General features: G+C 72.0%; 18 protein-coding genes and 1 pseudogene. 8 read left to right on the top strand and 11 right to left on the bottom strand.

Annotated elements, in window-relative coordinates; translation table 11 throughout:
* The first annotated feature begins 76 nt into the window (after window positions 1–76).
* A complete protein-coding gene (locus tag KQY30_RS29515) occupies window positions 77–730 on the top strand; it encodes a serine hydrolase (RefSeq protein WP_217309539.1) in 654 nt (217 codons plus the stop codon).
* Here KQY30_RS29515 and mycP read toward each other — a convergent pair.
* Window positions 696–1,937 carry a type VII secretion-associated serine protease mycosin gene (mycP, locus tag KQY30_RS29510; protein WP_217309537.1) on the bottom strand — a complete coding sequence of 414 codons (1,242 nt, stop codon included), beginning with the start codon at window positions 1,935–1,937 and terminating at the stop codon, window positions 696–698. The two genes, KQY30_RS29515 and mycP, sit on opposite strands and share 35 nt — an antisense overlap.
* Window positions 1,938–1,960: 23 nt before the next feature.
* Window positions 1,961–2,752 carry a hypothetical protein gene (locus tag KQY30_RS29505; protein WP_217311391.1) on the bottom strand — a complete coding sequence of 264 codons (792 nt, stop codon included), beginning with the start codon at window positions 2,750–2,752 and terminating at the stop codon, window positions 1,961–1,963.
* Window positions 2,753–3,584: 832 nt separating this feature from the next.
* Between KQY30_RS29505 and KQY30_RS29500 the strand changes: the two genes are divergently transcribed.
* Complete coding sequence (locus KQY30_RS29500; protein WP_217309536.1) at window positions 3,585–4,787, top strand: amino acid deaminase/aldolase; 1,203 nt, start codon at window positions 3,585–3,587, stop codon at window positions 4,785–4,787.
* Window positions 4,788–4,925: 138 nt separating this feature from the next.
* Here KQY30_RS29500 and KQY30_RS29495 read toward each other — a convergent pair whose 3' ends face one another.
* The 3 genes from KQY30_RS29495 to KQY30_RS29485 are packed head-to-tail and all read right to left on the bottom strand — an operon-like array spanning window position 4,926 to window position 8,473.
* Complete coding sequence (locus KQY30_RS29495) at window positions 4,926–5,717, bottom strand: 3-oxoacyl-ACP reductase (RefSeq protein WP_217309534.1); 792 nt, start codon at window positions 5,715–5,717, stop codon at window positions 4,926–4,928.
* Window positions 5,718–5,723: 6 nt separating this feature from the next.
* Window positions 5,724–7,100, bottom strand: a complete 1,377-nt coding sequence (locus KQY30_RS29490; RefSeq protein WP_254407367.1) for an aldehyde dehydrogenase — start codon at window positions 7,098–7,100, stop codon at window positions 5,724–5,726.
* A gap of 8 nt (window positions 7,101–7,108) precedes the next feature.
* Window positions 7,109–8,473, bottom strand: coding sequence for a glutamine synthetase family protein (locus KQY30_RS29485; protein ID WP_217309533.1), 1,365 nt, complete (start codon window positions 8,471–8,473; stop codon window positions 7,109–7,111).
* Between the two features lie 99 nt (window positions 8,474–8,572).
* Between KQY30_RS29485 and KQY30_RS29480 the strand changes: the two genes are divergently transcribed.
* From KQY30_RS29480 to KQY30_RS29470, 3 genes and pseudogenes are all read left to right on the top strand, one after another.
* Window positions 8,573–9,289 (top strand): FadR/GntR family transcriptional regulator, encoded by a 717-nt coding sequence (locus KQY30_RS29480; RefSeq protein ID WP_217311389.1) that lies wholly within the window; start codon window positions 8,573–8,575, stop codon window positions 9,287–9,289.
* A 145-nt stretch (window positions 9,290–9,434) separates the two neighbouring features.
* Window positions 9,435–10,903 (top strand): annotated as a pseudogene (gene eat, locus KQY30_RS29475) (ethanolamine permease).
* Between the two features lie 107 nt (window positions 10,904–11,010).
* The gene (locus tag KQY30_RS29470; protein WP_217309532.1) at window positions 11,011–11,709 is read left to right on the top strand and encodes a gamma-glutamyl-gamma-aminobutyrate hydrolase family protein; all 699 of its coding nucleotides are present in this window, start codon (window positions 11,011–11,013) and stop codon (window positions 11,707–11,709) included.
* A 24-nt stretch (window positions 11,710–11,733) separates the two neighbouring features.
* Here the strand turns inward: KQY30_RS29470 and KQY30_RS29465 are convergent, their stop codons facing one another.
* Complete coding sequence (locus KQY30_RS29465) at window positions 11,734–12,675, bottom strand: LysR family transcriptional regulator (RefSeq protein WP_217309530.1); 942 nt, start codon at window positions 12,673–12,675, stop codon at window positions 11,734–11,736.
* A gap of 70 nt (window positions 12,676–12,745) precedes the next feature.
* Here KQY30_RS29465 and KQY30_RS29460 point away from each other — a divergent pair, with 70 nt between their 5' ends.
* The gene (locus KQY30_RS29460; RefSeq protein ID WP_217309529.1) at window positions 12,746–13,948 is read left to right on the top strand and encodes a TDT family transporter; all 1,203 of its coding nucleotides are present in this window, start codon (window positions 12,746–12,748) and stop codon (window positions 13,946–13,948) included.
* Here the strand turns inward: KQY30_RS29460 and KQY30_RS29455 are convergent.
* The 4 genes from KQY30_RS29455 to KQY30_RS29440 all read right to left on the bottom strand — a co-directional run bounded on the left by KQY30_RS29455 (window position 13,842) and on the right by KQY30_RS29440 (window position 18,328).
* Window positions 13,842–14,606, bottom strand: a complete 765-nt coding sequence (locus tag KQY30_RS29455) for a helical backbone metal receptor (RefSeq protein WP_217309528.1) — start codon at window positions 14,604–14,606, stop codon at window positions 13,842–13,844. The two genes, KQY30_RS29460 and KQY30_RS29455, sit on opposite strands and share 107 nt — an antisense overlap.
* Before the next feature lie 13 nt (window positions 14,607–14,619).
* Window positions 14,620–15,168, bottom strand: a complete 549-nt coding sequence (locus KQY30_RS29450; RefSeq protein WP_217309527.1) for a helix-turn-helix domain-containing protein — start codon at window positions 15,166–15,168, stop codon at window positions 14,620–14,622.
* A 258-nt stretch (window positions 15,169–15,426) separates the two neighbouring features.
* Window positions 15,427–17,250, bottom strand: a complete 1,824-nt coding sequence (locus KQY30_RS29445) for an ABC transporter permease/substrate binding protein (RefSeq protein WP_217309526.1) — start codon at window positions 17,248–17,250, stop codon at window positions 15,427–15,429.
* On the bottom strand, window positions 17,243–18,328 hold the full coding sequence (locus KQY30_RS29440) for a glycine betaine/L-proline ABC transporter ATP-binding protein (protein WP_254407366.1): 1,086 nt from the start codon (window positions 18,326–18,328) through the stop codon (window positions 17,243–17,245). The genes KQY30_RS29445 and KQY30_RS29440 overlap by 8 nt, the downstream gene beginning before the upstream one ends.
* Before the next feature lie 359 nt (window positions 18,329–18,687).
* Here KQY30_RS29440 and KQY30_RS29435 point away from each other — a divergent pair, with 359 nt between their 5' ends.
* Together KQY30_RS29435 and KQY30_RS29430 are read left to right on the top strand one after the other, a co-directional pair.
* Window positions 18,688–19,593, top strand: a complete 906-nt coding sequence (locus tag KQY30_RS29435) for a 5'-3' exonuclease (RefSeq protein ID WP_217311388.1) — start codon at window positions 18,688–18,690, stop codon at window positions 19,591–19,593.
* A gap of 140 nt (window positions 19,594–19,733) precedes the next feature.
* Window positions 19,734–20,573, top strand: a complete 840-nt coding sequence (locus KQY30_RS29430) for a siderophore-interacting protein (protein WP_217309524.1) — start codon at window positions 19,734–19,736, stop codon at window positions 20,571–20,573.
* A gap of 184 nt (window positions 20,574–20,757) precedes the next feature.
* On the opposite strand, the gene KQY30_RS29425 is transcribed toward KQY30_RS29430, so the two are convergent.
* Entirely contained in the window at window positions 20,758–21,258 is a 501-nt protein-coding gene (locus KQY30_RS29425) for a hypothetical protein (protein ID WP_217309523.1), read from the bottom strand.
* Window positions 21,259–21,435 lie beyond the last annotated feature (177 nt).

The raw sequence follows: 21,435 nt of genomic DNA, 5'->3' as shown, positions 1-21,435 counted from the left end.
GCCGTCACAACGTACACACATCCGGTGACAGTCGCATCGGAAAAAGATCAATCACGCCAGGCCGTACGGTCGTGGGATGGATCTTTCTGTCGCGGTGTACGACATGGCCGGCGGGCGCGAGGCGGTGTACGGCGAGGACCGGCGGTATGTGTGCGCCAGCGTGGTCAAGGTCGCGGTTCTGGCGGCGTTGCTGTTGCGGGCTCAGGACGCCGGGGAGTGGCTGACCAGCGGTCAGGAGCGGCTCGCCGCCGCCATGATCGAGCGCAGCGACAATGACGCGGCGACGGTGCTGCGCGCGGCGGCCGGCGGGGTCGCGGGGCTGGACGCGGCGTATGCGCGGCTCGGGATGGGGCGGACTGCGGCGGCGCCCGCGTGGGGGCTGACCCGTACCACCGCGCGCGATCAACTCACGCTGCTGAAGGCCGTGTTCGATATGGACACCAAGAATTCACCATTGAACGGCCGGTCGCGCCGGTTCATCGCGGGCCTGATGGAACGAGTGGTGCCGGGCCAGGACTGGGGCGTGTCGGCCGCGGGCGACGACTGGGCGCTGAAGAACGGCTGGCTGCCCAGGACCGCGAGCGGTCTGTGGGTGGTCCACTCGGTGGGCCGGGTGCGGAACTGTCTGATCGCGGTCCTGTCGGACGGCCACGCCACCTGGGACGAGGGCATCGCCCGGGTCGAGACGGCCGCCGTCAGCGCCGTACGCCGAACGCGCCGGAGCGCCTGACGCCGCCGCGCCACAGCACCACCGCGCAGGCCAGCAGTACGGCACCGACCGCGCCTGCCGTGGGGGCGAGCCAGGAGGCCGGTTCAGGCTCCGCGGGCGGAACGGACGGCCCGGCGCCGAAGTACCGCTCGCCGTATCCCGCGGACCGGCCCCGCACCTCCGTACGCGACAGCTCGCCGCCCGCCTCGATGGCCGCGGCCGGGTCGACGATCCCGTACCCCCTGGAGTCGTCGCGCCCGCCCTGGGGCGCGTCGCGCGCGGTGTCCGCGAGCAGCTTCTTGATCTGCGCGGGGGTGAGGTCGGGGTGGGCGGACCGTACGAGGGCGACTGCTCCGGAGACGAACGCGGCGGCGGCACTGGTGCCCCAGCCCTCGTAGTAGCGGCGGTCCGGGTCCGCTATCACCACGTCGACGCCGGGGGCGCTGACTGTGGCGTACCAGCGGCTCGTGGAGAACGCGGCATGCGTCCCGTAGCGGTCGACGGCCGCCACCGCGATCACTCCGGGATAGGCGGCGGGGTACGAGATGTGGTCGCCCTTCTCACCGCCGTTGCCGGCCGAGGCGACGACGACGGCTCCCTTGGCGAGGGCGTACTGGACGGCCGCGTCCTCGGCCGGCTCCGGATGGGCCGACTCGCTGTCGTCGCCGAGGGAGAGGTTGATGACGTCGGCGCCGTGGTCTGCGGCCCAGCGGATGCCTTCGGCGAGGGCGCCGCCCTTGGAGTTGCGGGCCTTGGTGCGGGCGGGGTCGGTGCCTTCGAGGATGACCCGTACGGGAAGGATCTTCGCCTGCGGCGCGATCCCGAGGACACCCTCGGAGCGGTCGGGCCCATGGCCGTGCCCCGCGATGATGCCGGCCATGGCGGTGCCGTGGCGGGCCCAGGAGCGGTCGCCGTCGGAGGCGCCGAAGCCGATCAGGTCCTTGCCCTGGAGCACCTGTCCGTCGAGATCGGGGTGGGTGGGGTCGACACCCGTGTCGAGGACGGCGACGGTGATCCCGTGGCCCTGGGAGGTGCGCCAGGCACGCTCGGTGTGCAGCGCGTCGAGAGCCCACTGCTGCGCGCGTATCTCGTCGGCGTGCGCGGGAGCGGCGGGTACGAGCAGGAAGGAGGCGGCGGCGAGCACGGCGGCTACGCGCCGCCGGCCACGGGCGCTCCGTACCGTCCGGGGCCTCGGGAGCGGCGGGGTCTTCGGCGGCTCGGGGGTCATGGACGTCTTCGGTGGCTCCGGGATCATTCGGGGGCCACCGCACCGGCGCTCGCGGTCGCCCGCAGCCCTCGTTCGACACGGTCGGCGATCCCCTTGGCCTCATGGCCGAGACCGGCCTGCGCGGGCGCGCTCGTGGCGCCCTTGGCCATCGCCTTGCCGACGGGCTGGGGCGAGGTCACCGTACGCCCGTCCGCGAAGCCGGAGACGGCGTACACGACGACGGGCGCCTCGGTGAGGACGTCCACCGTCCAGCTCGCGCGCTGCGCGGGACCGAACCGGGCGGCGGCGGTGCCCTCGACCGGGAAGGTGAGGGGCATGAGGTCGGCGCGTTCGGTGAGCCGCTCACTGCGGAAACGGGCCCTCAGGGCCTCCATCCCGGCGGGCTCGGCCCGGGTGAAGACCAGCCCCACGGTGGTGACGCTGCTGGAGGTGGCGTCCGTGTAGGTCGCGCGCAGGACGCGCCCGCAGCCGACCGGGCGCAGGGCGCTCAGCAGGAGCGGATCGAGGGTGTCGGCGCAGCCGCTGTCCGGCGCGACCGCGATCCGGGTCCACTCGCGGTCCGCGCCGCCGGGGCCCGCGCCGCCGCCCTTGAGGGTGCGGGGGAAGAGGGTGTCGACGGGGACGCTGTGCCAGAGGGCGCGGGCGGTGGTGTACGTGTCGCGGGCGGCGGGTTCCGCGGCCGAGTCACCGGTCAGCCAGGTGCCGGTGGCGGCGCCCCCGATCAGCCCGAGGCCGAGGACGACACAGACGAGGGCGGAAGCCGTCCTGACCGGGCGTCGGGCGGGTACGGGCCGGAGCCGGGTCGTGGTCTCCATGGGGGTCTCGGGGACCTGCGGGCCCCGCGCGAGACCGATACCGCCGAGGGGCCGGCCCCAGGGCAGCGGCGGTACGGGCGGTCGCGGGGGGACGGGCTGTGAGGGGACCACACGCAGCCGCGTGGTGATCTCGGAGGGCGGGGGCTCGGTAACGGGCGGTCGCCCGGGGGGCGTTCGGTGGTCGTACGGACGCTGCTCGCCCACGCGCTGCCCGACCGTCGGCGGGCCCGGGGGCGGCGGAGGTATCCGGGGCAGCCCTGGCGGCTGCTCGGGCAGCAGCAGGGCGTCGGTGATGCGCGAGGGGGCGGGCGGGCGCGGGAGGCCGGTGGTGCGGGGGGCCACGGGTGGGCGCGGGCCGTCAGTGGCTCGCGGGGCGGCGGGCGGACGCCGGCTGTCTGTGGCGCTCGTTGCCGTGGCCGCATGCGGGACGTCGGAGCGCGGGACACCGGGCGTATCGGGGCGGTGGGCGCCCGGGGCGCCGCCGGGGCGCGGGGCGCCGGCCTGGGCGATGTCCGGTGGGGTGGCGGGCGGCGGTGTCCGAGGGGTCGCCGGGGGTGTCGTGGGGCGCGGTGGTACGGGAGCGCGTGGTGCTTCGGTGCTCATCCGCCCCCCTGCCGCCCGTACCGACTGATCCACTCCGTCGCACACCGGCCGCGCGCGTATCTGGTCCCGCACACACCGGTCCAGCCGTACGGGAGAAGCCCGTTCGACACTGCGTGTGCGTCACTCTACGGGCTTGCGACGGCCCGGCGGGAACGTGCGGCGAGGACCGGGGCGATCTGCCCCGATCATCCCCCTACCGTGCGGTAATCCGGTCTGGCAGGCTCTGGCCATGACTCCGCGTGCCACCGACCGGGCCCGGTACGACCGGGCCACCGCTCATCTCGACGCCCCGCTCGCGATCGTCGACCTCGACGCGTTCGACGCCAATGCCGACGATCTCGTACGGCGGGCCGGGGGCAAGCCGGTCCGGGTGGCCAGCAAGTCGGTGCGCTGCCGCGCGCTGCTCGAGCGGGTGCTGGGCCGCGAGGGGTTCGCGGGCATCATGTCGTTCACGCTCGCCGAGTCGCTGTGGCTGGCGCGGTCCGGGTTCGAGGACGTCCTGCTCGCCTATCCGTCCGCCGACCGCGCCGCGTTCGCGGAACTGGCCGCGGATCCCAAGCTCGCCGCCGCCGTCACGGTGGTGATCGACGACCTGGCTCATCTGGATCTGATCGACGCCGCGCGCCAGGGCGGCCGGGAGGAGATCCGGGTCTGTCTAGAACTCGACACGGCCTTGCGGCTGTTCGGCGGCCGGTTGAGGATTGGTGCACTGCGTTCCCCGCTGAGCGAGCCGGCCGACTTGGCCGAGCTGGCCAGATCGATAGCCCGGCGCCCCGGATTCCGGCTCGTCGGACTCATGGCGTACGAAGGACATATTGCCGGGGTAGGGGACGCCCTGGCAGGACAGCCGCTGCGCTCGCGGGCCATTCGGCTGATGCAGTCCGCGGCCCGCAAAGAGCTGACGGAGCGGCGCGCCGCTGTGGTGCGTGCCGTACGGACCGTCGCCCCCGAGCTGGAGTTCGTCAATGGCGGCGGCACGGGAAGTGTCCAGCACACGGCCGGCGAGGACGCGGTGACGGAGATCGCCGCGGGCTCGGGGCTCTATGTTCCACGGCTCTTTGACAACTACACATCGTTCACGGGCCGTCCGGCGGCGCTCTTCGCCCAGCCCGTGGTGCGCAGGCCGGGCGTCGGTGTGGTGACGGTGCTCGGCGGGGGCTATCCGGCGTCGGGCGCGGCGGGGCGGGACCGGTTGCCGGTGCCGTATCTGCCGGAGGGGCTGCGTTATGACGGGCAGGAGGGGGCCGGTGAGGTGCAGACCCCGCTGCTCGGACCGGCCGCCGACGATCTGCTGATCGGCGACAAGGTGTGGTTCCGGCATGCCAAGGCCGGTGAGCTGTGCGAGCGGTTCGACACACTGCGGCTGGTGGAGGGCAACCGTGTGGTGGCCTCGGTGCCGACCTACCGGGGCGAGGGCCGTACGTTCCTCTGAGCCACGGGCGGACCGGCCGGGCCGGGGCTCAGAGGACGTCGTATCAGGGGCTCATGCGTCGTATCAGGGGCTCATGACGGACTCATGCAGCGGACTTGTCGGGGGCTCGTCGGGGGGTCGTCGGGGGCTCGTCGCGGTCTAGAGCGGGGTGACGTACGCCCCGGAGATGCCGCCGTCGACCAGGAAGTCGGTGGCGTTCACGAAGGACGCGTCGTCGCTGGCGAGAAAGGCGACCGCCGCCGCGATCTCGTCCGCCTCGGCGAACCGGCCCACCGGAATGTGCACCAGCCGGCGCGCGGCGCGCTCCGGGTCCTTCGCGAACAGTTCCTGGAGCAGCGGGGTGTTGACCGGCCCCGGGCAGAGCGCGTTCACACGGATCCCCTCACGGGCGAACTGCACCCCCAGTTCGCGGGACATGGCCAGCACCCCGCCCTTGGACGCGGTGTACGAGATCTGGGAGGTCGCCGCGCCCATCCGGGCCACGAAGGACGCCGTGTTGATGATGGAGCCCCTCTTCTGGCGCCGCATGTAGGGGATGGCGGCCTTGCAGCAGAGGTACACGGAGGTGAGGTTGACGTCCTGGACCCGCTTCCAGGCGTCGAGGTCGGTGGTGAGGATCGAGTCGTCCTCCGGCGGTGAGATCCCCGCGTTGTTGAAGGCGACGTCGACACTGCCATAGGTGTCGTACGCGGTCTTGAACAGCGCCTCGACCTCATCGGCCTTGGTCACGTCGACGCGTACGAAGGTCCCGCCGACGGCGTCGGCCGCGGCCTTGCCCGCCGTCTCGTCGATGTCGCCGCAGACGAGGTGCGCGCCCTCGGAGGCGAGGCGGCGCGCGGTGGCCAGCCCGATGCCGCTGCCGGCTCCGGTGATGACGGCGGTACGGCCGACGAGCCGACGGCAGACGGTGTCGTTGGTGGGGGCGGTCATGGTGGTTCAGGCCTCCGTGCTGATGAAGACGTTCTTGGTTTCGGTGAAGGCGGCCAGGGCGTCGGGGCCCAGTTCCCGGCCGAGGCCGGACTGTTTGTAGCCGCCGAACGGGGTCCCGTAGCGGACGCTGCTGTGGGAGTTGACGGACAGATTGCCCGCCGCGACGGCGCGCGAGACCCGCAGGGCGCGGCCCAGGTCCCGGGTCCAGACCGAGCCGGCGAGGCCGTAGTCGGTGGCGTTGGCCAGCCGGACGGCGTCCTCCTCGTCCTCGAAGGGCAGGACGACCGCGACCGGTCCGAAGACCTCCTCGGTGGCGACCGGCGAGTCCGGTGCGGTGTCGGTGAGGACGGTCGGGGGGAACCAGAAGCCGGGGCCGCGGGGCGCGCTGCCATGGATGCCCTTGACGCCCTCGGGGACGTACGACCGTACGCGCTCCAGTTGGACCGCCGAGATCAGCGGGCCCATCTGGGTCCGCTCGTCGGTGGGGTCGCCGACGACGACCGACGCGATCGCGGGGGCGAGCAGATCGAGGAACTGGTCGTGGACATCGCGCTGGACGAGGATGCGGGTGCGGGCGCAGCAGTCCTGGCCCGCGTTGTCGAGAAAGGCCATCGGGGCGGTGGCGGCGGCCTGTTCGAGATCGGAGTCGGCGAAGACGATATTGGGGCTCTTGCCGCCGAGTTCCAGGGTCACGCGCTTCACCAGGGCGGCGCTCTTCGCCATGATCCGCTTGCCGACCCGGGTGGAGCCGGTGAATACGATCTTGGCGACCCCGGGGTGCTCGACAAGCGCGTTGCCCGCCACCTCGCCCGCGCCGGGCAGGACTTGGAAGAGATGCTCGGGAAGCCCCGCCTCCAGGGCGAGTTCGGCCAGCCTCAGTGCGGTGAGCGGGGTGGTCTCGGCGGGCTTGAGGAGGACGGCGTTGCCGGCCGCGAGGGCGGGGGCCGTGCCCCAGGCGGCGATCGGCATGGGGAAGTTCCAGGGTGCGATCACCCCGACGACACCGAGCGGTTCCAGCAGGGTGATGTCGATGCCTCCGGCGACCGGGATCTGCCGGCCGGTCAGCCGCTCCACTCCCCCGGCGCAGTAGTCCAGGAGATCGCGGACATTGCCGGCCTCCCAGCGGGCGTTGCCGAGGGTGTGGCCCGCTTCGCGGACCTCCAGCCGGGCCAGTTCCTCGTTGTGCTCGTCGACGACGGCGGCGAAGCGGCGCAGCAGCCGGGCGCGGTCGGCGGGGGCGGCCGCCGCCCATCCGCGCTGGGCTGCGGCGGCCCGGCGTACGGCCGTGTCGACCTGCGCCGGGCTGGTCGCCGGGACCGTGGCGACGGTCTCGCCGGTGGCCGGATTGAGGACCTGATGTCCGGCGGCATGGTGTGCGTGCACGTCGTTCCTCACAGACGTTCGAAGGAGCGGCGAAGCTCCCAGTCGGTCACCGCGGCGTCAAAGGCCTTCACCTCGACGCGCGCCATATTGCGGTAGTGCGCCACGACCTCGTCGCCGAAGGCCGCGTGGGCGAGGGGGCTGTTCTCCCAGAGTTCGGCGGCCTCGCGCAGGGTGGTGGGGACCTGCTCATAGGCGGCGGTGTAGGCGTTGCCCGCGCAGGCGCCGGGGAGTTCGAGTTCGTTCTCTATGCCGTGGATACCGGCGGCGAACATTCCGGCGACGGCGAGGTACGGGTTGACATCGCCGCCGGGGAGCCGGTTCTCGAATCGCATGGACCGGCCGTGGCCGACCACCCGGAGGGCGCAGGTGCGGTTGTCATGGCCCCAGGCGACGGCGGTGGGGGCGAAGGAACCCGGCTGGAAGCGCTTGTAGGCGTTGATGGTGGGCGCGTACAGCAGGGAGAAGTCGCGGAGCGCGGCGAGCTGTCCGGCCAGGAAGTGGCGCATCACGGAGGACATGCCGTTCGGTCCGTCCCCGGCCATGACGCTGGTGCCGTCCCGGTCCTGGAGCGAGAGATGGATATGGCAGGAGTTGCCCTCGCGCTCGTTGTACTTGGCCATGAAGGTGAGCGACACGCCCTCCTGGGAGGCGATCTCCTTGGCGCCGGTCTTGTAGATGGCGTGGTGGTCGCAGGTGACGAGGGCCTCGTCGTAGCGGAAGGCGATCTCGTGCTGGCCGGGGTTGCACTCGCCCTTGGCGGATTCGACGGTCAGTCCCGCGACGGCCATCTCGTTGCGGATCCGGCGCAGCAGCGGTTCGATACGGCCGGTGCCGAGGACGGAGTAGTCGACGTTGTACTGGTTGGCGGGGGTGAGGTCCCGGTAGCGACGGTCCCAGGCCTGTTCGTAGGTGTCCTTGAAGACGATGAACTCCAGCTCCGTACCGACATACGCGGTGTAGCCGAGTTCAGCGAGCCGGTCGAGCTGGCGGCGCAGAATCTGGCGGGGCGCCGCGACAACCGGTGAGCCGTCGTGCCAGGCGAGGTCCGCGACGACCATGGCCGTGCCTTCGTTCCACGGGAGGCGGCGCAGGGTGGTGAGATCGGGGCGCATGGCGAAGTCGCCGTAGCCGCTGTCCCAGGAGGACATCGCGTATCCGTCGACGGTGTTCATATCGGTGTCGACGGCGAGGAGGTAGTTGCAGCCCTCGGTGCCGTGTTCCAGGACCTCGTCGAGAAAGAAGCGCGCGGCGAACCGCTTGCCCTGGAGCCGGCCCTGCATGTCGGGGAAGGCCAGGACCACCGTGTCGATGTCGCCGCTGTCGACCAGGATGCGCAGCCGGTCGACGGCGAGCGGGGGTGTGCGGTCTGCCACGGGACAACTCCTCCTTCGGCCATCCGGAAGCCATAAGGTATTCCTGGAGACCTTTGGTTGGGAAGGGGAAACGGCGACGTGGCGAAGAAGAACGAGCCGATGGACCCGCTGACCACGGTCCTGCGGCCCGTGCGTGCGGGAAACGGTTTCGAGGAGGCGCTGGAGCAGATCCTCCAGGTGGTCAGGCTGGGCCTGGTGGCCGACGGCGAACGGCTGCCCGCGGAGCGGGAGTTGGCGGACCGGCTGCGCATCAGCCGGGTCACGCTCCGTGAAGTCCTCAAGGTGCTCCAGGACCAGGGCCTGCTGGAGAGCCGGCGCGGCAGATACGGCGGGACGTTCGTCCGGCCGAGACCCGGGGCGCCGGCCGGGGGCGCCGGGCAGGAACTGCGCCGGCGGGTGGCCGGGGTGGACATCGAGGACGTCCTGCGCTTCCGGGAGGTGCTGGAGGTGGGTGCGGCGGGGCTGTGCGCGGCGGACGGACTGACCGGGGAGCGGGCGGAGCGACTGCGGTCGGCGCTGGCGGCGACGCATGACGCACCGCTCGCGGAGTACCGCAGGCTGGACACCCTGTTCCATCTCACGCTCGCCGAACTGTCCGGTTCGGCGACCCTGACCGCGCAGTACGCCGCCGTGCGGGCGACCGTCAACGATCTGCTGGACTGCATTCCGCTGCTCGTACGGAATCTGGAGCACTCGCAGCGCCAGCACACCGCGCTGGCCGAGGCGGTGCTCGACCAGGACGCGGACGCGGCGCGGGAGATCGCGAGGGAGCACTGCGGCGGTACGGCGGCGCTGCTGCGCGGTTTTCTCACCTGAGGACGGGGCGCCGACAGGGATCGGCGGGCGGGATCCGTCGGCGAACGGAGTCGTAACAGCCGTTTAACGCCTGAGTCTTGCGCACGACCGGACGGGAACGCAAAGGTATGGCCCCACACCTTTACCCCCGAGGCAGGAGCTGCTCATGTCCGACGGCACCGACGCGCGCACCCCACCGGCCGCCCCGGCCGAGGACACGGCCCGGCGGGACGCCGACTATCTGCGGCGGCGGACACTGCGCCGGGGCAGCGCGGGCTGGCTGCTGCTCACCGGCCTCGGTGTCGCCTATGTGGTCTCCGGGGACTTCTCGGGCTGGAACATCGGGCTCGCCGAGGGGGGCTTCGGCGGTCTCGCGATCGCCACCCTGCTGATGGGGGTCATGTACGCCTGTCTGGTGTTCTCGCTCGCCGAACTCTCCGCCATCCTGCCCACCGCGGGCGGCGGTTACGGCTTCGCACGGCGGGCGCTCGGCACCTGGGGCGGCTTTCTGACCGGTACGGCCATCCTCATCGAGTACATCCTCGCGCCGGCCGCCATCTCGATCTTCATCGGTGACTATGTCGAGTCCCTGGACCTGTTCGGGCTGACGGCGGGCTGGCCGGTCTATCTGGCCTGCTTCGCGATCTTCATCGGGATCCATCTCTGGGGTGTCGGTGAGGCGCTGCGGTTCAGTCTGGTGGTGACGGCGATCGCGGTGGCGGCTCTGCTCATCTTCGCGGTCGGCGCCTTCACCGAGTTCGACGCGAGCGGACTCGATGACATCCCGGTGGACCCGGAGGCGTTCGGCTCGGGGTCCTGGCTGCCGTACGGAGTGCTGGGCATCTGGGCGGCCTTCCCCTTCGGCATGTGGTTCTTCCTGGGGGTGGAGGGGTGCCGCTGGCGGCCGAGGAGGCAAAGGACCCGGTGCGTTCGATGCCGAGGGCGCTGTCGATCTCCATGGGTGTGCTGGTCCTGCTTGCGCTGATCACCTTCTTTGCCGCGACGGGCGCGCGCGGCTCGGCCGCCGTGCAGGACGCGGGCAATCCGCTGGTGGTCGCGCTCCAGGGGGACGGCGAACCGACCGCGCTGAGCCGGTTCGTCAACTACGCGGGCCTCGCCGGTCTCGTCGCCTCGTTCTTCTCGCTCATCTACGCCGGGTCCCGGCAGCTCTTCGCGCTCTCCCGCGCGGGCTATCTGCCCCGGTTCCTCTCCCTCACCAGCAGTCGCAAGGCCCCCTATCTGGGGCTGCTGATCCCCGGCGCGCTGGGCTTCGGGCTCGCCGCGGGCACCGGGGACGGCGGGCGGATGCTCAATGTGGCGGTGTTCGGCGCCACCATCTCGTACGCGCTGATGGCTCTGTCGCATCTCGTGCTGCGCCGCCGCGAGCCGGGGCTCGACCGGCCGTACCGCACTCCGGGCGGGATGCTCACCTCGGGCGTCGCGTTTGTGCTCGCCCTGTCGGCGCTGGTGGCGACCTTCCTGGTGGACAAGGACGCGGCGTTCATCGCGCTCGGGGTCTATGTCGTCGCTCTGGCCTACTTCACCTTCTACAGTCGGCACCGGCTGGTCGCGGCGGCCCCCGAGGAGGAGTTCGCGGCCCTGGCCGCGGCCGAGGCCGAACTCGAACGCGGCTGAACACCCCGTCCCACACACCCCAACACCCCCACAGGCCTCATCTCCACCCCCCATCTCCACCCCCCGTCTCCACACGCCCCATCTCCACGCACGAAGGACCACGACGTATGAAGCCGCTCATCGGGATCAGCACCTATCTGGAGGAGTCCGCCGCGTGGGGCGTCTGGGAGCTGCCCGCGGCTCTGCTGCCCGCCGGCTATCCCCGGATCGTCCAGCGCGCCGGCGGGCTCGCCGCGATGCTGCCGCCGGACGACCCGGCCGCCGCGGCCCCGGCGGTGGCCCGGCTGGACGGGCTGGTGATCGCGGGCGGCCCGGATGTGGAGCCCGTACGGTACGGATCCGAGCCCCATCCCCGTACCGGGCCGCCCGCCAGGGAGCGGGATGCCTGGGAACTGGCCCTGATCGACGCCGCGTTGGCGTCCGGCACCCCGCTGCTGGGGATCTGCCGGGGTATGCAGTTGCTCAACGTGGCGCTGGGCGGCACGCTCCTCCAGCATGTGGAGGGCCACACCTCGCAGGTCAGGGGGACCTTCGGCGAGCATCCGGTGAAGCCGGTGCCCGGCACCCGCTACGGCGCCCTGGTGGCCGAGGAGTCCGACGTACCGACGCACCATCACCAGACGGTGGACCGGCTCGGGAAGGGGCTCACCGTATCGGCGTTCGCGGCGGACGGCACGGTCGAGGCCGTCGAACTGCCGGGCGCGCACTGGGTGCTGGGGGTGCAGTGGCATCCCGAGATGGCCGAGGACACCCGGGTGGTGGGCGCGCTGGTCGAAGCCGCCGCCTCGCGGGCCGCGGGCGTCTGAGCCCTCGGCCGGCGAACGCCCTGCTCAGTCCGGGGCGCCATGGATCAGCGAGAGCAGGTCGCGCGCGGGGCCCGCGGGCCGGGTGCCGGCCGGCCAGACCGCGCGCAGATCGCGCCGGAGCCGTACGCCCTCCACCGCCACCCTGACCAGCCGGCGGGCCGCCAGTTCCTCACCGACGGCGAGTTCGCTCAGGACGCAGGGCCCCGCGCCGCGTACCGCGGCGGCCTTCAGGGCGGTGGTGGAGGCGAGTTCGAGCAGGGGCTCGGCGACTCCGCCGTACGGGGCGAGCCCGGCGTCCAGCACCTGACGGGTGCCGGAGCCGGGTTCCCGCAGGATCAGCGGGGTCGCGGCCAGTTCGCGGGCGTCGAGCGGTCCCCGGCGGCGGGCCCAGGGATGGCCGGGCGCGGCGATCACCAGCAGCCGGTCATGGCCGATGACGGCCGAGTCGAGGCCCTCGGGCGCCTCGCTGCCCTCCACGAAGCCGAGATCCGCCTCATGGGCCAGCACTCGCCCGGCGACCGCGGCGGAGTTGCCGGCCTGGAGGGAGACCGCAGTGTCCGGCCGGGCCCTGTGCAGCGCTATCAGCCAGCCGGGCAGCAGATACTCGGCGATGGTCATACTGGCGGCGACGCGCAGCCGTGAGTCCCTGCGGCCGCGCAGCGCCTGTGCTCCGGCGTCAAATGCCTCGGCGGCCTCCACCACCCGCCGGGCCCAGTCGGTGACCAGGCTTCCGGCGTCGGTGAGCCGGGAGCCACGCGGTGAGCGGTCCACCAGGGCCACCCCCAGCAGCCGCTCCATCGCCCGGATCCGGCTGCTGGCGGCAGGCTGGGTGATGCCCAGTTCCCGGGCGGCGCGGCCGAGGCTGCCCAGCCGGGCAACGGCGAGCAGCAGTTCCAGCGCACCGAGGTCGGGCACCCGGTGGGCCAGTGGAGTGGCGGGGCGCGCGACGAACGGGGCATCGGCCATAAGTCCAGGTTATGACCTCATAGGGACAAGGGGCCTGGTGGGGGCCGGGCCCCGGCGCGACGGTGGATCCATGGCCACTCTCGCGCGCCCCCGTTCACAGCCCGCGGCGGCGCGTCCCGCACCGGATCACGCAAAGGATCCGGGAACGCCGCCGCCCGGAAATCCCCCCGGACAGCGGCTGCCCCGGCTCCGCCATCTCGGGCCCAACTGGTACGCCATGGTGATGGGCACCGCGATCGTCGCGACCGCGGGCGCCGGGATCCCGTTCGATCTGCCGGGGCTGCGGGCCGGTTCGATCGCGGTGTGGGCGCTGTCGGCGGTGGCGCTCGTCGTCCTGCTGATCGCCAGGACGGGCCACTGGCGGTACCACTCCGACCAGGCGCGCGCCCATCTGCACGACCCGGCCATGGCTCCGTTCTACGGCTGTGTGGCGATGGCGCTGCTGGCCGTCGGGGCCGCGACGCTGGCGGTGGGCCGTGAGGTGCTCGGCCAGGGGGCTGCGGTCGTCGTGGACGCGGTGCTGTTCGGCGCGGGCACGCTCCTCGGGCTCCTGGTCGCGGTGGCCATGCTGTATCTGCTGGTCGTACGCCACCGGCCGGGGCCGGCGGAGATTTCACCCGTCTGGCTGCTTCCGGTGGTGCCGCCCATGGTCTCGGCGGCAGCCGGACCGTCGCTGCTGCCGTATCTGCCCGCCGGCCAGGGCCGTGAGGCGCTGCTGTTCGGCTGCTACGGGCTCTTCGGGCTGAGTCTGCTCGCGTCCCTGACCCTGCTGCCGCTGATCTTCGGCCGGCTGGTGCACCACGGCCCGCTGCCGCTCGCGCTGACCCCGTCGCTCTTTCTGGTGCTCGGCCCGCTGGGGCAGTCGACCACTGCGGCGAGCCGGCTGGCCGATGTGGCGCACGGCGCGGTGAGCGCTCCGTACGCGCGGGCGCTGGGCGGCTTCGCGGTGCTGTACGGCGTACCGGTGATGGGGTTCGCGCTGCTGTGGCTGGCGCTGGCGACGGCCCTGGTGGTGCGGGCCTGGCGGCGCGGGATGCGGTTCACGATGGCGTGGTGGGCCTTCACCTTCCCGGTCGGTACGTGTGTCACGGGCGCGGAGGGGCTGGCGGGCCGTACCGGTCTGGTGGCGCTGGAGTGGCTGGCGCTGGGTCTGTACGCGCTGCTGGTCACGGCCTGGGCGGTGGCGGCGTGGTGCACCCTGCGCGGTCTGCTCGCCGGAGTGCTGCCCGCAGCATCTCCGGCGCCCGCACCAGCGACGGTCCGTACCACGTGAGGTACCGCCCGTCCACCAGGGCAGCGGGCAGGCCCGGGAAGGCTTCCGGGCCGTCGTCGGCGGTGAAGCGGTACGGCTCGTCGGGCAGGACCACCAGATCGGCCCCCGAGGCCCGAAGCTCGTCCAGCGGGATCCGCGGATAGCGCTCGGCGTGGGTTCCGTACACATTGGCCACCCCCAGCCGCGCCAGCAGATCCCCGGCGAAGGTGTCCCGGCCGAGGACCATCCAGGGCCTGCGCCAGACCGGTACGACCGCCGCGCGCCGCTCGTACGGAAGCGGCTGAGGCGTCTCCCAGGCGCGCCGGGCTTCGTCCAGCCAGCGCGGTACGGCGAGGCCGCAGCCCGCCACCAGGACGCGTTCCAGTTCGGTGAAGGCCTGCTCCAGCGTTCTGACCTCGGTGACCAGCACGGTCAGCCCGGCGGCCCGGAGAGCGGCGAGATCGGGGGCGCGGTTCTCCTCCTCGTTGGCGATCACGAGGTCGGGGCGGAGCGCGGCGACGGCGGCCACGTCGGGGTTCTTCGTGCCGCCGATCCGTACGGCATCGAGGCCGACGGGCCGTACGCACCAGTCGGTGGCGCCCACGATCAGGCCGGGCGCAGCGACCGCGACGGCCTCGGTGAGCGAGGGGACGAGCGAGACGACACGCGGGCCGGGCACGGCGCGGGTCCGCTCAGCGCCGGGGGTCGACGGTCGCGTCGATGTGCTCGGCGACGGCGACGACCAGGATGCGGGTGCCGGGCTCGGTGGCGCGCCAGCGGTGCCTCACCCCGCCGGAGAGATAGAGCGTGTCCCCGCGCTCCAGGCGGTACGCGCGCCCCTCGGCCTCGACCTCGGCGGCACCGTCCGCGATGTACATGATCTCGTCGTTGCGGTGCTGGTACTCGCGGCCGGTGTCCTGCTCGCCGGTGAATTCCTTGGCGTTGAGCTGATGCCCACCCCGTACCACCCTGCGGACTCCCGGTTCGCCGTCGGAGGCCCGTACGACATCGACGGTGCGCGCGGAGTCGGCGGCGGCGTGCAGCCGGGCCGGGGTGGTTTCCAGGGCGTCCGCCACCCGTTCCAGCGAACGGGTACTCGGTCTGGCCCGTTCGTTCTCGATCTGGCTGAGGAAGGGCACGGACAGCCCGCTGCGGGCGGCGACCGCCGCCAGGGTCAGGCCCAGGGACCTGCGCCGCCTGCGGACGGCCGCGCCCACCCTGAGCGCTTCCTTGTCGTCCATGACTGGGCTCCCTCCCGACCGGATCGTCATCTTCTCAGAGTTGACGCCAGTACAAGAGCTGTCCTGCGGCACCCGCTGCCGGACCCCGGCCGGTACGAACGCACGGGAGGGGGAGGCGGGCGACCCCCCGGGTCAATGATGCGCGCCTGCGGGTGATTCGCAAAGAGCCCGGATGTCTGTTCGAGCACACGGAAGAGGCGGGTCCGCCCGCAGGCAGACCCGCCCTTCGCCGCGACCGCGCCCTTCATGGCCCCCTGCCTACTGCCCCGACGCGGCACCGTCGAGCGGGGTCCAGCGCTCCGCGAGGCCGGGGTGGTCCTTGAGCCAGGTCCGGACGGCCTCCTGCTCCTTGCCCTTGCCCGCCGACTGGATCGTCGCCTCGAGGCCGGTGAGCTGCTCCTCGGCCATGCTGAAGTCCTTGAGCCAGGAGGCGACCCGCGGCTGGTCGGCGGAAAAGCCCTTACGGGCCAGCGTGTGGACTCCGTCACTCTCCGCGCCGAAGGCCTTCCTGGGGTCCTTGAGCTTGGTGAGGTCATAGGTGCTGTACGCCCAGTGCGGCGACCAGAGCACCACGACGACCGGCTCCTTCTTGTCGTACGAGCGCTTCAGCTCGGACAGCATCCCGGGCGTGGAGCCGTCGACGAGGGTGTACTCGCCCTCCAGGCCGTACTCCTTGAGGACCTTGTCCTTGAGGAGGCCCATCTCGCCCGCGCTGGGCTCGATGCCGATGATCCGGCCCTTGAAGGTGGAGGCCTTGCCCTTGAGGTCGTCGAGGGAGTCAAAGCCCTTCATGTAGGCGGGTACGGAGAGTTCCAGCGAGGTCTGGTCGTACCAGGAACCCATGTCCTCCAGGCTGTTCTTGTACTTCGCCCAGTAGGCGGCATGGGTGACCGGGAGCCAGGAGTCGGTCTGGATGTCGATCTGGCCGCCCGCCTGGCCGGTGTAGAGCGAGCCGGCCTCGTACTGCCGGGCGTCGACCTCGTAACCGCGCCGCTCCAGCAGTTCCTTCCAGAGGAAGGTGGAGGCGATGCCCTCGTCCCAGGGGATGTATCCCATGGTGATCTTCTGGCCCTGGCCGACGTTCCCGGCGCCCGAGGCGGTGGTGCTCCGCGGGGAGCCGCCGAAGGCGCCGAGGCCGCCGGCGACCAGAGCGAGGACGGCCACACCGGCGAGGGCGACGACCGGCTGGGGGCGGTGGTTCCAGAGCCGCACCCCGCCGGTCAGTTCCTTCGCCTTGGCGATGGCGCGGCGGCCGAGCGGGGAGACCTGGAGGCTGAGCGCGCCGGTGACCCGGTCCAGATACATGGCCAGGATGACCACGGAGACGCCCGCCTCGAAGCCGAGGCCGATGTCGACGTTGCCGATGGCACGGTAGACGGCGCCGCCGAGGCCGCCGCCCCCGACCATGCCCGCGATGACCACCATGGACAGGCCCAGCATGATGACCTGGTTGATGCCCGCCATGATCGTCTGGAGTGCCAGCGGAAGCTGGACGCGCAGCAGGGTGTCGCGGGGGCTGGTGCCGAACGCCTCGGCGGCCTCGACCAGTTCGCCGTCGACCTGCCGGATGCCCAGCTCGGTCATCCGGACACCGGGCGGCAGCGCGAAGATGATCGTCGCGATGATGCCGGGAACCACACCGACACCGAAGAAGAAGACGCCCGGGATCAGATAGACCATGGCGGGCATGGTCTGCATGAAGTCGAGCACCGGCCTGGTGACCGAACTGACCGCTCTGGAACGGGCCGCCCAGACGCCCAGCGGTACGGCGATGAGCAGGGTCACGATGGTGGCGACGAGTACCAGCGAGAGCGTCGCCATCGCGTCGTCCCACAGCTCGACCGAGTCGATCAGCGCGAAGCCCGCGAAGGAGAGGACGCCCGCGACGAGGCTGCGCAGCCACCAGGCGAGGACGGCGAGGATGCCCGCGAGGAGCAGCGGTTCCGGCGCGGAGAGCACCGCGTCGATGCCGTCGTACATGCCGGAGACGACCGAGCCGATGGCGTCGAACAGCCAGGACAGATGGCGCTGGAGGAAGTCGACGACGGAGTCGACACCGTCGCCGAGACGGAATCTAGGCACGGGCGGCCGCCTTGCCGGTGGTGGCAGGGGCCGAGGTCTCACCGGCGGCGGTACGCGCGGGGGCCGGCGGGGTCATCGGCTCGCCCAGCGCGGCCAGCAGCCTGGCGCGTGGAACGACTCCGACGAGTTTCCCCTTGCCGTCGGTGACCGCGACCGCGACGCCGCTGGTCGAACAGGGCGTGAACAGTTCGCCGACCGGGGTCGAGCCGACCACGCTGGCGGGCGCGGCGGACATCACGTCCTCGGCGGTACGGAGTTCCCTGCCGTCGTCGGTACGGGTGCCGTAGGCGGTCTCCGGTTCGGCCATGATCGCGGCGGCGGTGAGCACCCGGGAGCGGTCGACGTCCTGGGTGAAGGAGGCGACATAGTCGTCGGCGGGGGTGACGAGGATGTCCTCGGCGCTGCCCTGCTGCACGATCTCGCCGTCGCGCATCACGGCGATGCGGTCGCCGAGGCGCATGGCCTCGTTGAGGTCGTGGGTGATGAACACGATGGTCTTCTTGAGCCGCGTCTGGAGTTCGAGAAGCTGGTCCTGCATGTCCCTGCGGATCAGCGGGTCGAGCGCGCTGAAGGACTCGTCCATCAGCAGCAGATCGGCGTCGGTGGCGAGCGCGCGGGCGAGGCCGACGCGCTGCTGCATCCCGCCGGACAGCTCGTCCGGCCAGGACGTCTCCCAGCCGCCCAGACCGGTCAGCTCCAGCGCCTCCGTGGCACGCCGCTCGCGCTCCGCGCGCGGGACCCCCTGGACCTCAAGTCCGTACGCGGCGTTCTCCAGGACGCTGCGGTGCGGGAACAGGGCGAAGTGCTGGAACACCATGCTGATCCTGGTGGACCGGACCTGGCGCAGCTCGCGCGGGCTCAGGGCGGTGAGGTCCTGCCCGTCGAAGAGGACGCGGCCGGCGGTGGGTTCGAGCAGCCCGTTGAGCATGCGCAGCAGGGTGGACTTGCCGGATCCGGACAGGCCCATGACGACGAAGATCTGTCCGGGCTCGACCGAGAAGGAGGCGTCGATCACCGCCGCGGTGGTGCCGGCGGCGCGCAGGGCGTCACGGTCCGTGCCGTTCCTGAGCCCGGTCACGGCTTCGGCGGGTCGTCTGCCAAAGATTTTGTACAGGTGTTCGGCTTGGAGCCTGGACACATACACCTCTCGTGTTGAACGGATACGGCCTGCCACCCCCGCGGGCAGGTCGTGGAGCGGGCGGGTTCGGCCCGCTTCGCCCGGACATGGGGCTGGACCAATGGACCGTCCAACCGGGCTCGCTCCGGGTGCGCGCCTGCCCCCGCCTCCATTCGGCAAACGATGAAGTGGCCCAGGTCACAACGGGTTCGGCGTACATCGGCGAGAAAACGCCTTCCTCTTGAACCGCCGCCCGGGCCGTCCGGCGAGGGCGGCTGTCAGTGGGCTGGGGCATCATCGGGGATGTGACGCGACGCCTGATGCTCCTCGACACCGCCTCCCTCTACTTCCGCGCCTATTTCGGGGTCCCCGACTCCGTACGCGCCCCGGACGGCACCCCGGTCAACGCGGTGCGCGGGCTGCTGGACTTCATCGCGCGCCTGGTCCAGGACCACCGCCCGGACGAGCTGGTGGCCTGCATGGACGCCGACTGGCGGCCCCAGTGGCGGGTGGACCTGATCCCGTCGTACAAGGCCCACCGGGTGGCCGAGGAGCACGCGGAGGGGCCCGACGAGGAGGAGACCCCGGACACGCTCGCGCCCCAGGTCCCGGTCATCGAGGCGGTGCTCGACGCGCTCGGCATCGCCCGGGTCGGGGTGGCGGGATACGAGGCGGACGATGTGATCGGCACCCTCGCCGGGCGGGCCACGGGCCCGGTGGACATCGTCACCGGCGACCGCGATCTGTACCAGCTCGTCGACGACGCCCGCGGTGTCCGGGTGCTCTATCCCCTCAAGGGGGTCGGCACGCTCCAGCTCACCGACGAGGCGTTGCTGCGGGAGAAGTACGGCGTCGACGGGCCCGGGTACGTGGATCTCGCGCTGCTGCGCGGCGACCCCAGCGACGGTCTGCCCGGTGTGCCGGGGATCGGTGAGAAGACCGCGGCCAAACTGCTCGACAGCTTCGGTGATCTGGCCGGGATCATGGCGGCGGTCGACGATCCGCGCTCGAAGCTCACGCCGTCGCAGCGCAAGCGGCTCGACGAGGCCCGCGACTATGTGGCGGTCGCGCCCAAGGTGGTGCGGGTCGCGGGGGACGTACCGCTGCCGGAGTTCGATCCGGCGCTGCCTTCGGCCCCGCGCGATCCGGCCATGGTCGACGCGCTCGCCGCGCGGTGGGGGCTGGGCGGGGCGCTGCGCCGGCTCCTGGTGACGCTTGAGGGCTGACGGCCGCGGCGCCTGACGGTGCGCATGCCGGTTGCCGCCGAGGCCGACGACCGCTTCGAACGCGCTCAGCATTGCCGTTCCCCGGCGAAGTGTTAGCTTAGGTAAGCCTAAGCCCGTGTGCGAGAGTCTGGGGAGACACCGTGGCAGAACAGCCGGCCCGCAAGGCACCGAAGGCCCGTGAAGCACAGGTCGTGCGCACCGAGTGGCTCACCCCGCACATGGTGCGGGTCGTTCTCGGCGGTGAAGGGCTGGGCACCTTCGAGGCCGGCGAGTTCACCGACCACTACATCAAGCTGCTGTTCGCCCCCGAGGGTGTGACGTATCCCGAGCCGTTCGACATGGAGCGCATCCGCGCCGAGTACCCGCGCGACCAGTGGCCCACGACCCGTACGTACACGGTGCGCGCCTGGGACCCGGACGCGCGGGAGATGACCGTGGACTTCGTGGTGCACGGCGACGAGGGGCTGGCGGGACCCTGGGCGGCGCGGGCGCGGGCGGGCGAGACCGTACGGTTCTTGGGCCCGGGCGGTTCCTACGTACCGGATCCGGCGGCGGACTGGCATCTGCTGGCCGGGGACGAGAGCGCGCTGCCCGCGATCGCCGCGTCCCTGGAGCGGGTGCCGGCCGGGGCGACGGTGCATGCCTTCGTCGAGATCGCGGGCCCCGAGGAGGAGCAGAAGGTCACGGCGCCGGACGGCACCGGGATCACCTGGCTGCACCGCGGTGACCGTCCGGTCGGTGAGGCGCTGGTCGCCGCCGTACGCGGACTGGACTTCCCGGCCGGTGACGTACAGGCGTTCGTGCACGGCGAGGCGGGCTTCGTGAAGGACCTGCGCCGCCTTCTGCGGGTGGAGCGGAACATTCCGCGCGAGCGGCTGTCGGTCTCGGGGTACTGGCGGCTCGGCCAGACCGACGAGGCCTGGCGCGCCGTCAAGCGCGAGTGGAACGAACAGGTCGAGCGGGAGCAGGAGGGCGCGTAGCCCCGTAGCCGTACGCCCGCCCGTACCGTGCGCCCACCCCGTACGGTGCATATATTCACCGCTGAAGGCCGCCCGCGTCCGGGCGGCCTTTCGCATACGCGCAGGGCACACACCGCCAGGGGCGCGTACGCCCAGGGCACGCGCCCCGAGCCAGCGCCCCCGGCCGTACGCCCGTAACGCGCCGTCAGGCCGTCGGAAGCTGTGACTGCTTCAGCTCGCCTTCCGGGTCGTACACCACGCACATGATGTCCCGGTCGCCGTCCGCCCAGGTCTCCTCGGTCGGCAGAACCGGATAGAAGTCCAGCCCCGACTTCTCGCGGCTGGTCCAGTAGTGCCGGAAGCCGCGCCCGCACCCCTGCCACGCGAAGTCCGCCAGTACCGCGCGGTCGTACGGTCCTTCATCGGCCGAGAGGAAACCGTACGACTGGTTGGCCGCGCCCTCACGGCATGCGCGGTAGAGCACGATCTTGTCGTCCGCGGTCACGGAGTACGTGGGATCGGTGAAGCACTCCGCCCCCTCGATATTGAGGATGCCCGAGGTCTCCGCAGTGATGAAGGTGTCGTCCTTGTGCACCGGAGCCGGTGGCGGCTCGACCAGCAGGGTCCCCAGCGCGAGCAGGCTGGGTACGGCGGCCAGCAGACGGCGGGCCGGGTGCCGGGCGGCGGCGGTGCGGGCGACGGGCATGGCGGACACCTGAGGGGAAGAGGGCGGTCGGCCGGAAGAGCGGCGCCCCGAGGAGCGGCCCCGGGCCCTGGGCTCCTGCATCCAGACATCCCCGGGTGAACACCGGATTCCGCACGCTCAACGGCCGGGAGCACGGCCGGAGTCGAGCCGGAGCGGATGCCGCGGGCCGACCCCGCG

It is taken from the genome of Streptomyces sp. GMY02 (genome assembly GCF_019056675.1).
GTDB lineage: Bacteria > Actinomycetota > Actinomycetes > Streptomycetales > Streptomycetaceae > Streptomyces > Streptomyces odonnellii.
The sequence above is the reverse complement of the archived record's forward strand: the minus strand, read 5'-3'. Positions and strand labels throughout refer to the sequence as shown.

Bases quoted from the DNA above. Each gene is read 5' to 3' on its own strand.
- KQY30_RS29515 (WP_217309539.1), top strand. From the start codon at position 77: ATGGATCTTTCTGTCGCGGTGTACGACATGGCCGGCGGGCGCGAGGCG.
- mycP (WP_217309537.1), bottom strand. From the start codon at position 1,937: ATGACCCCCGAGCCGCCGAAGACCCCGCCGCTCCCGAGGCCCCGGACG.
- KQY30_RS29505 (WP_217311391.1), bottom strand. From the start codon at position 2,752: ATGGAGACCACGACCCGGCTCCGGCCCGTACCCGCCCGACGCCCGGTC.
- KQY30_RS29500 (WP_217309536.1), top strand. From the start codon at position 3,585: ATGACTCCGCGTGCCACCGACCGGGCCCGGTACGACCGGGCCACCGCT.
- KQY30_RS29495 (WP_217309534.1), bottom strand. From the start codon at position 5,717: ATGACCGCCCCCACCAACGACACCGTCTGCCGTCGGCTCGTCGGCCGT.
- KQY30_RS29480 (WP_217311389.1), top strand. From the start codon at position 8,573: ATGGACCCGCTGACCACGGTCCTGCGGCCCGTGCGTGCGGGAAACGGT.
- KQY30_RS29470 (WP_217309532.1), top strand. From the start codon at position 11,011: ATGAAGCCGCTCATCGGGATCAGCACCTATCTGGAGGAGTCCGCCGCG.
- KQY30_RS29465 (WP_217309530.1), bottom strand. From the start codon at position 12,675: ATGGCCGATGCCCCGTTCGTCGCGCGCCCCGCCACTCCACTGGCCCAC.
- KQY30_RS29460 (WP_217309529.1), top strand. From the start codon at position 12,746: ATGGCCACTCTCGCGCGCCCCCGTTCACAGCCCGCGGCGGCGCGTCCC.
- KQY30_RS29450 (WP_217309527.1), bottom strand. From the start codon at position 15,168: ATGGACGACAAGGAAGCGCTCAGGGTGGGCGCGGCCGTCCGCAGGCGG.
- KQY30_RS29435 (WP_217311388.1), top strand. From the start codon at position 18,688: ATGCTCCTCGACACCGCCTCCCTCTACTTCCGCGCCTATTTCGGGGTC.
- KQY30_RS29425 (WP_217309523.1), bottom strand. From the start codon at position 21,258: ATGCCCGTCGCCCGCACCGCCGCCGCCCGGCACCCGGCCCGCCGTCTG.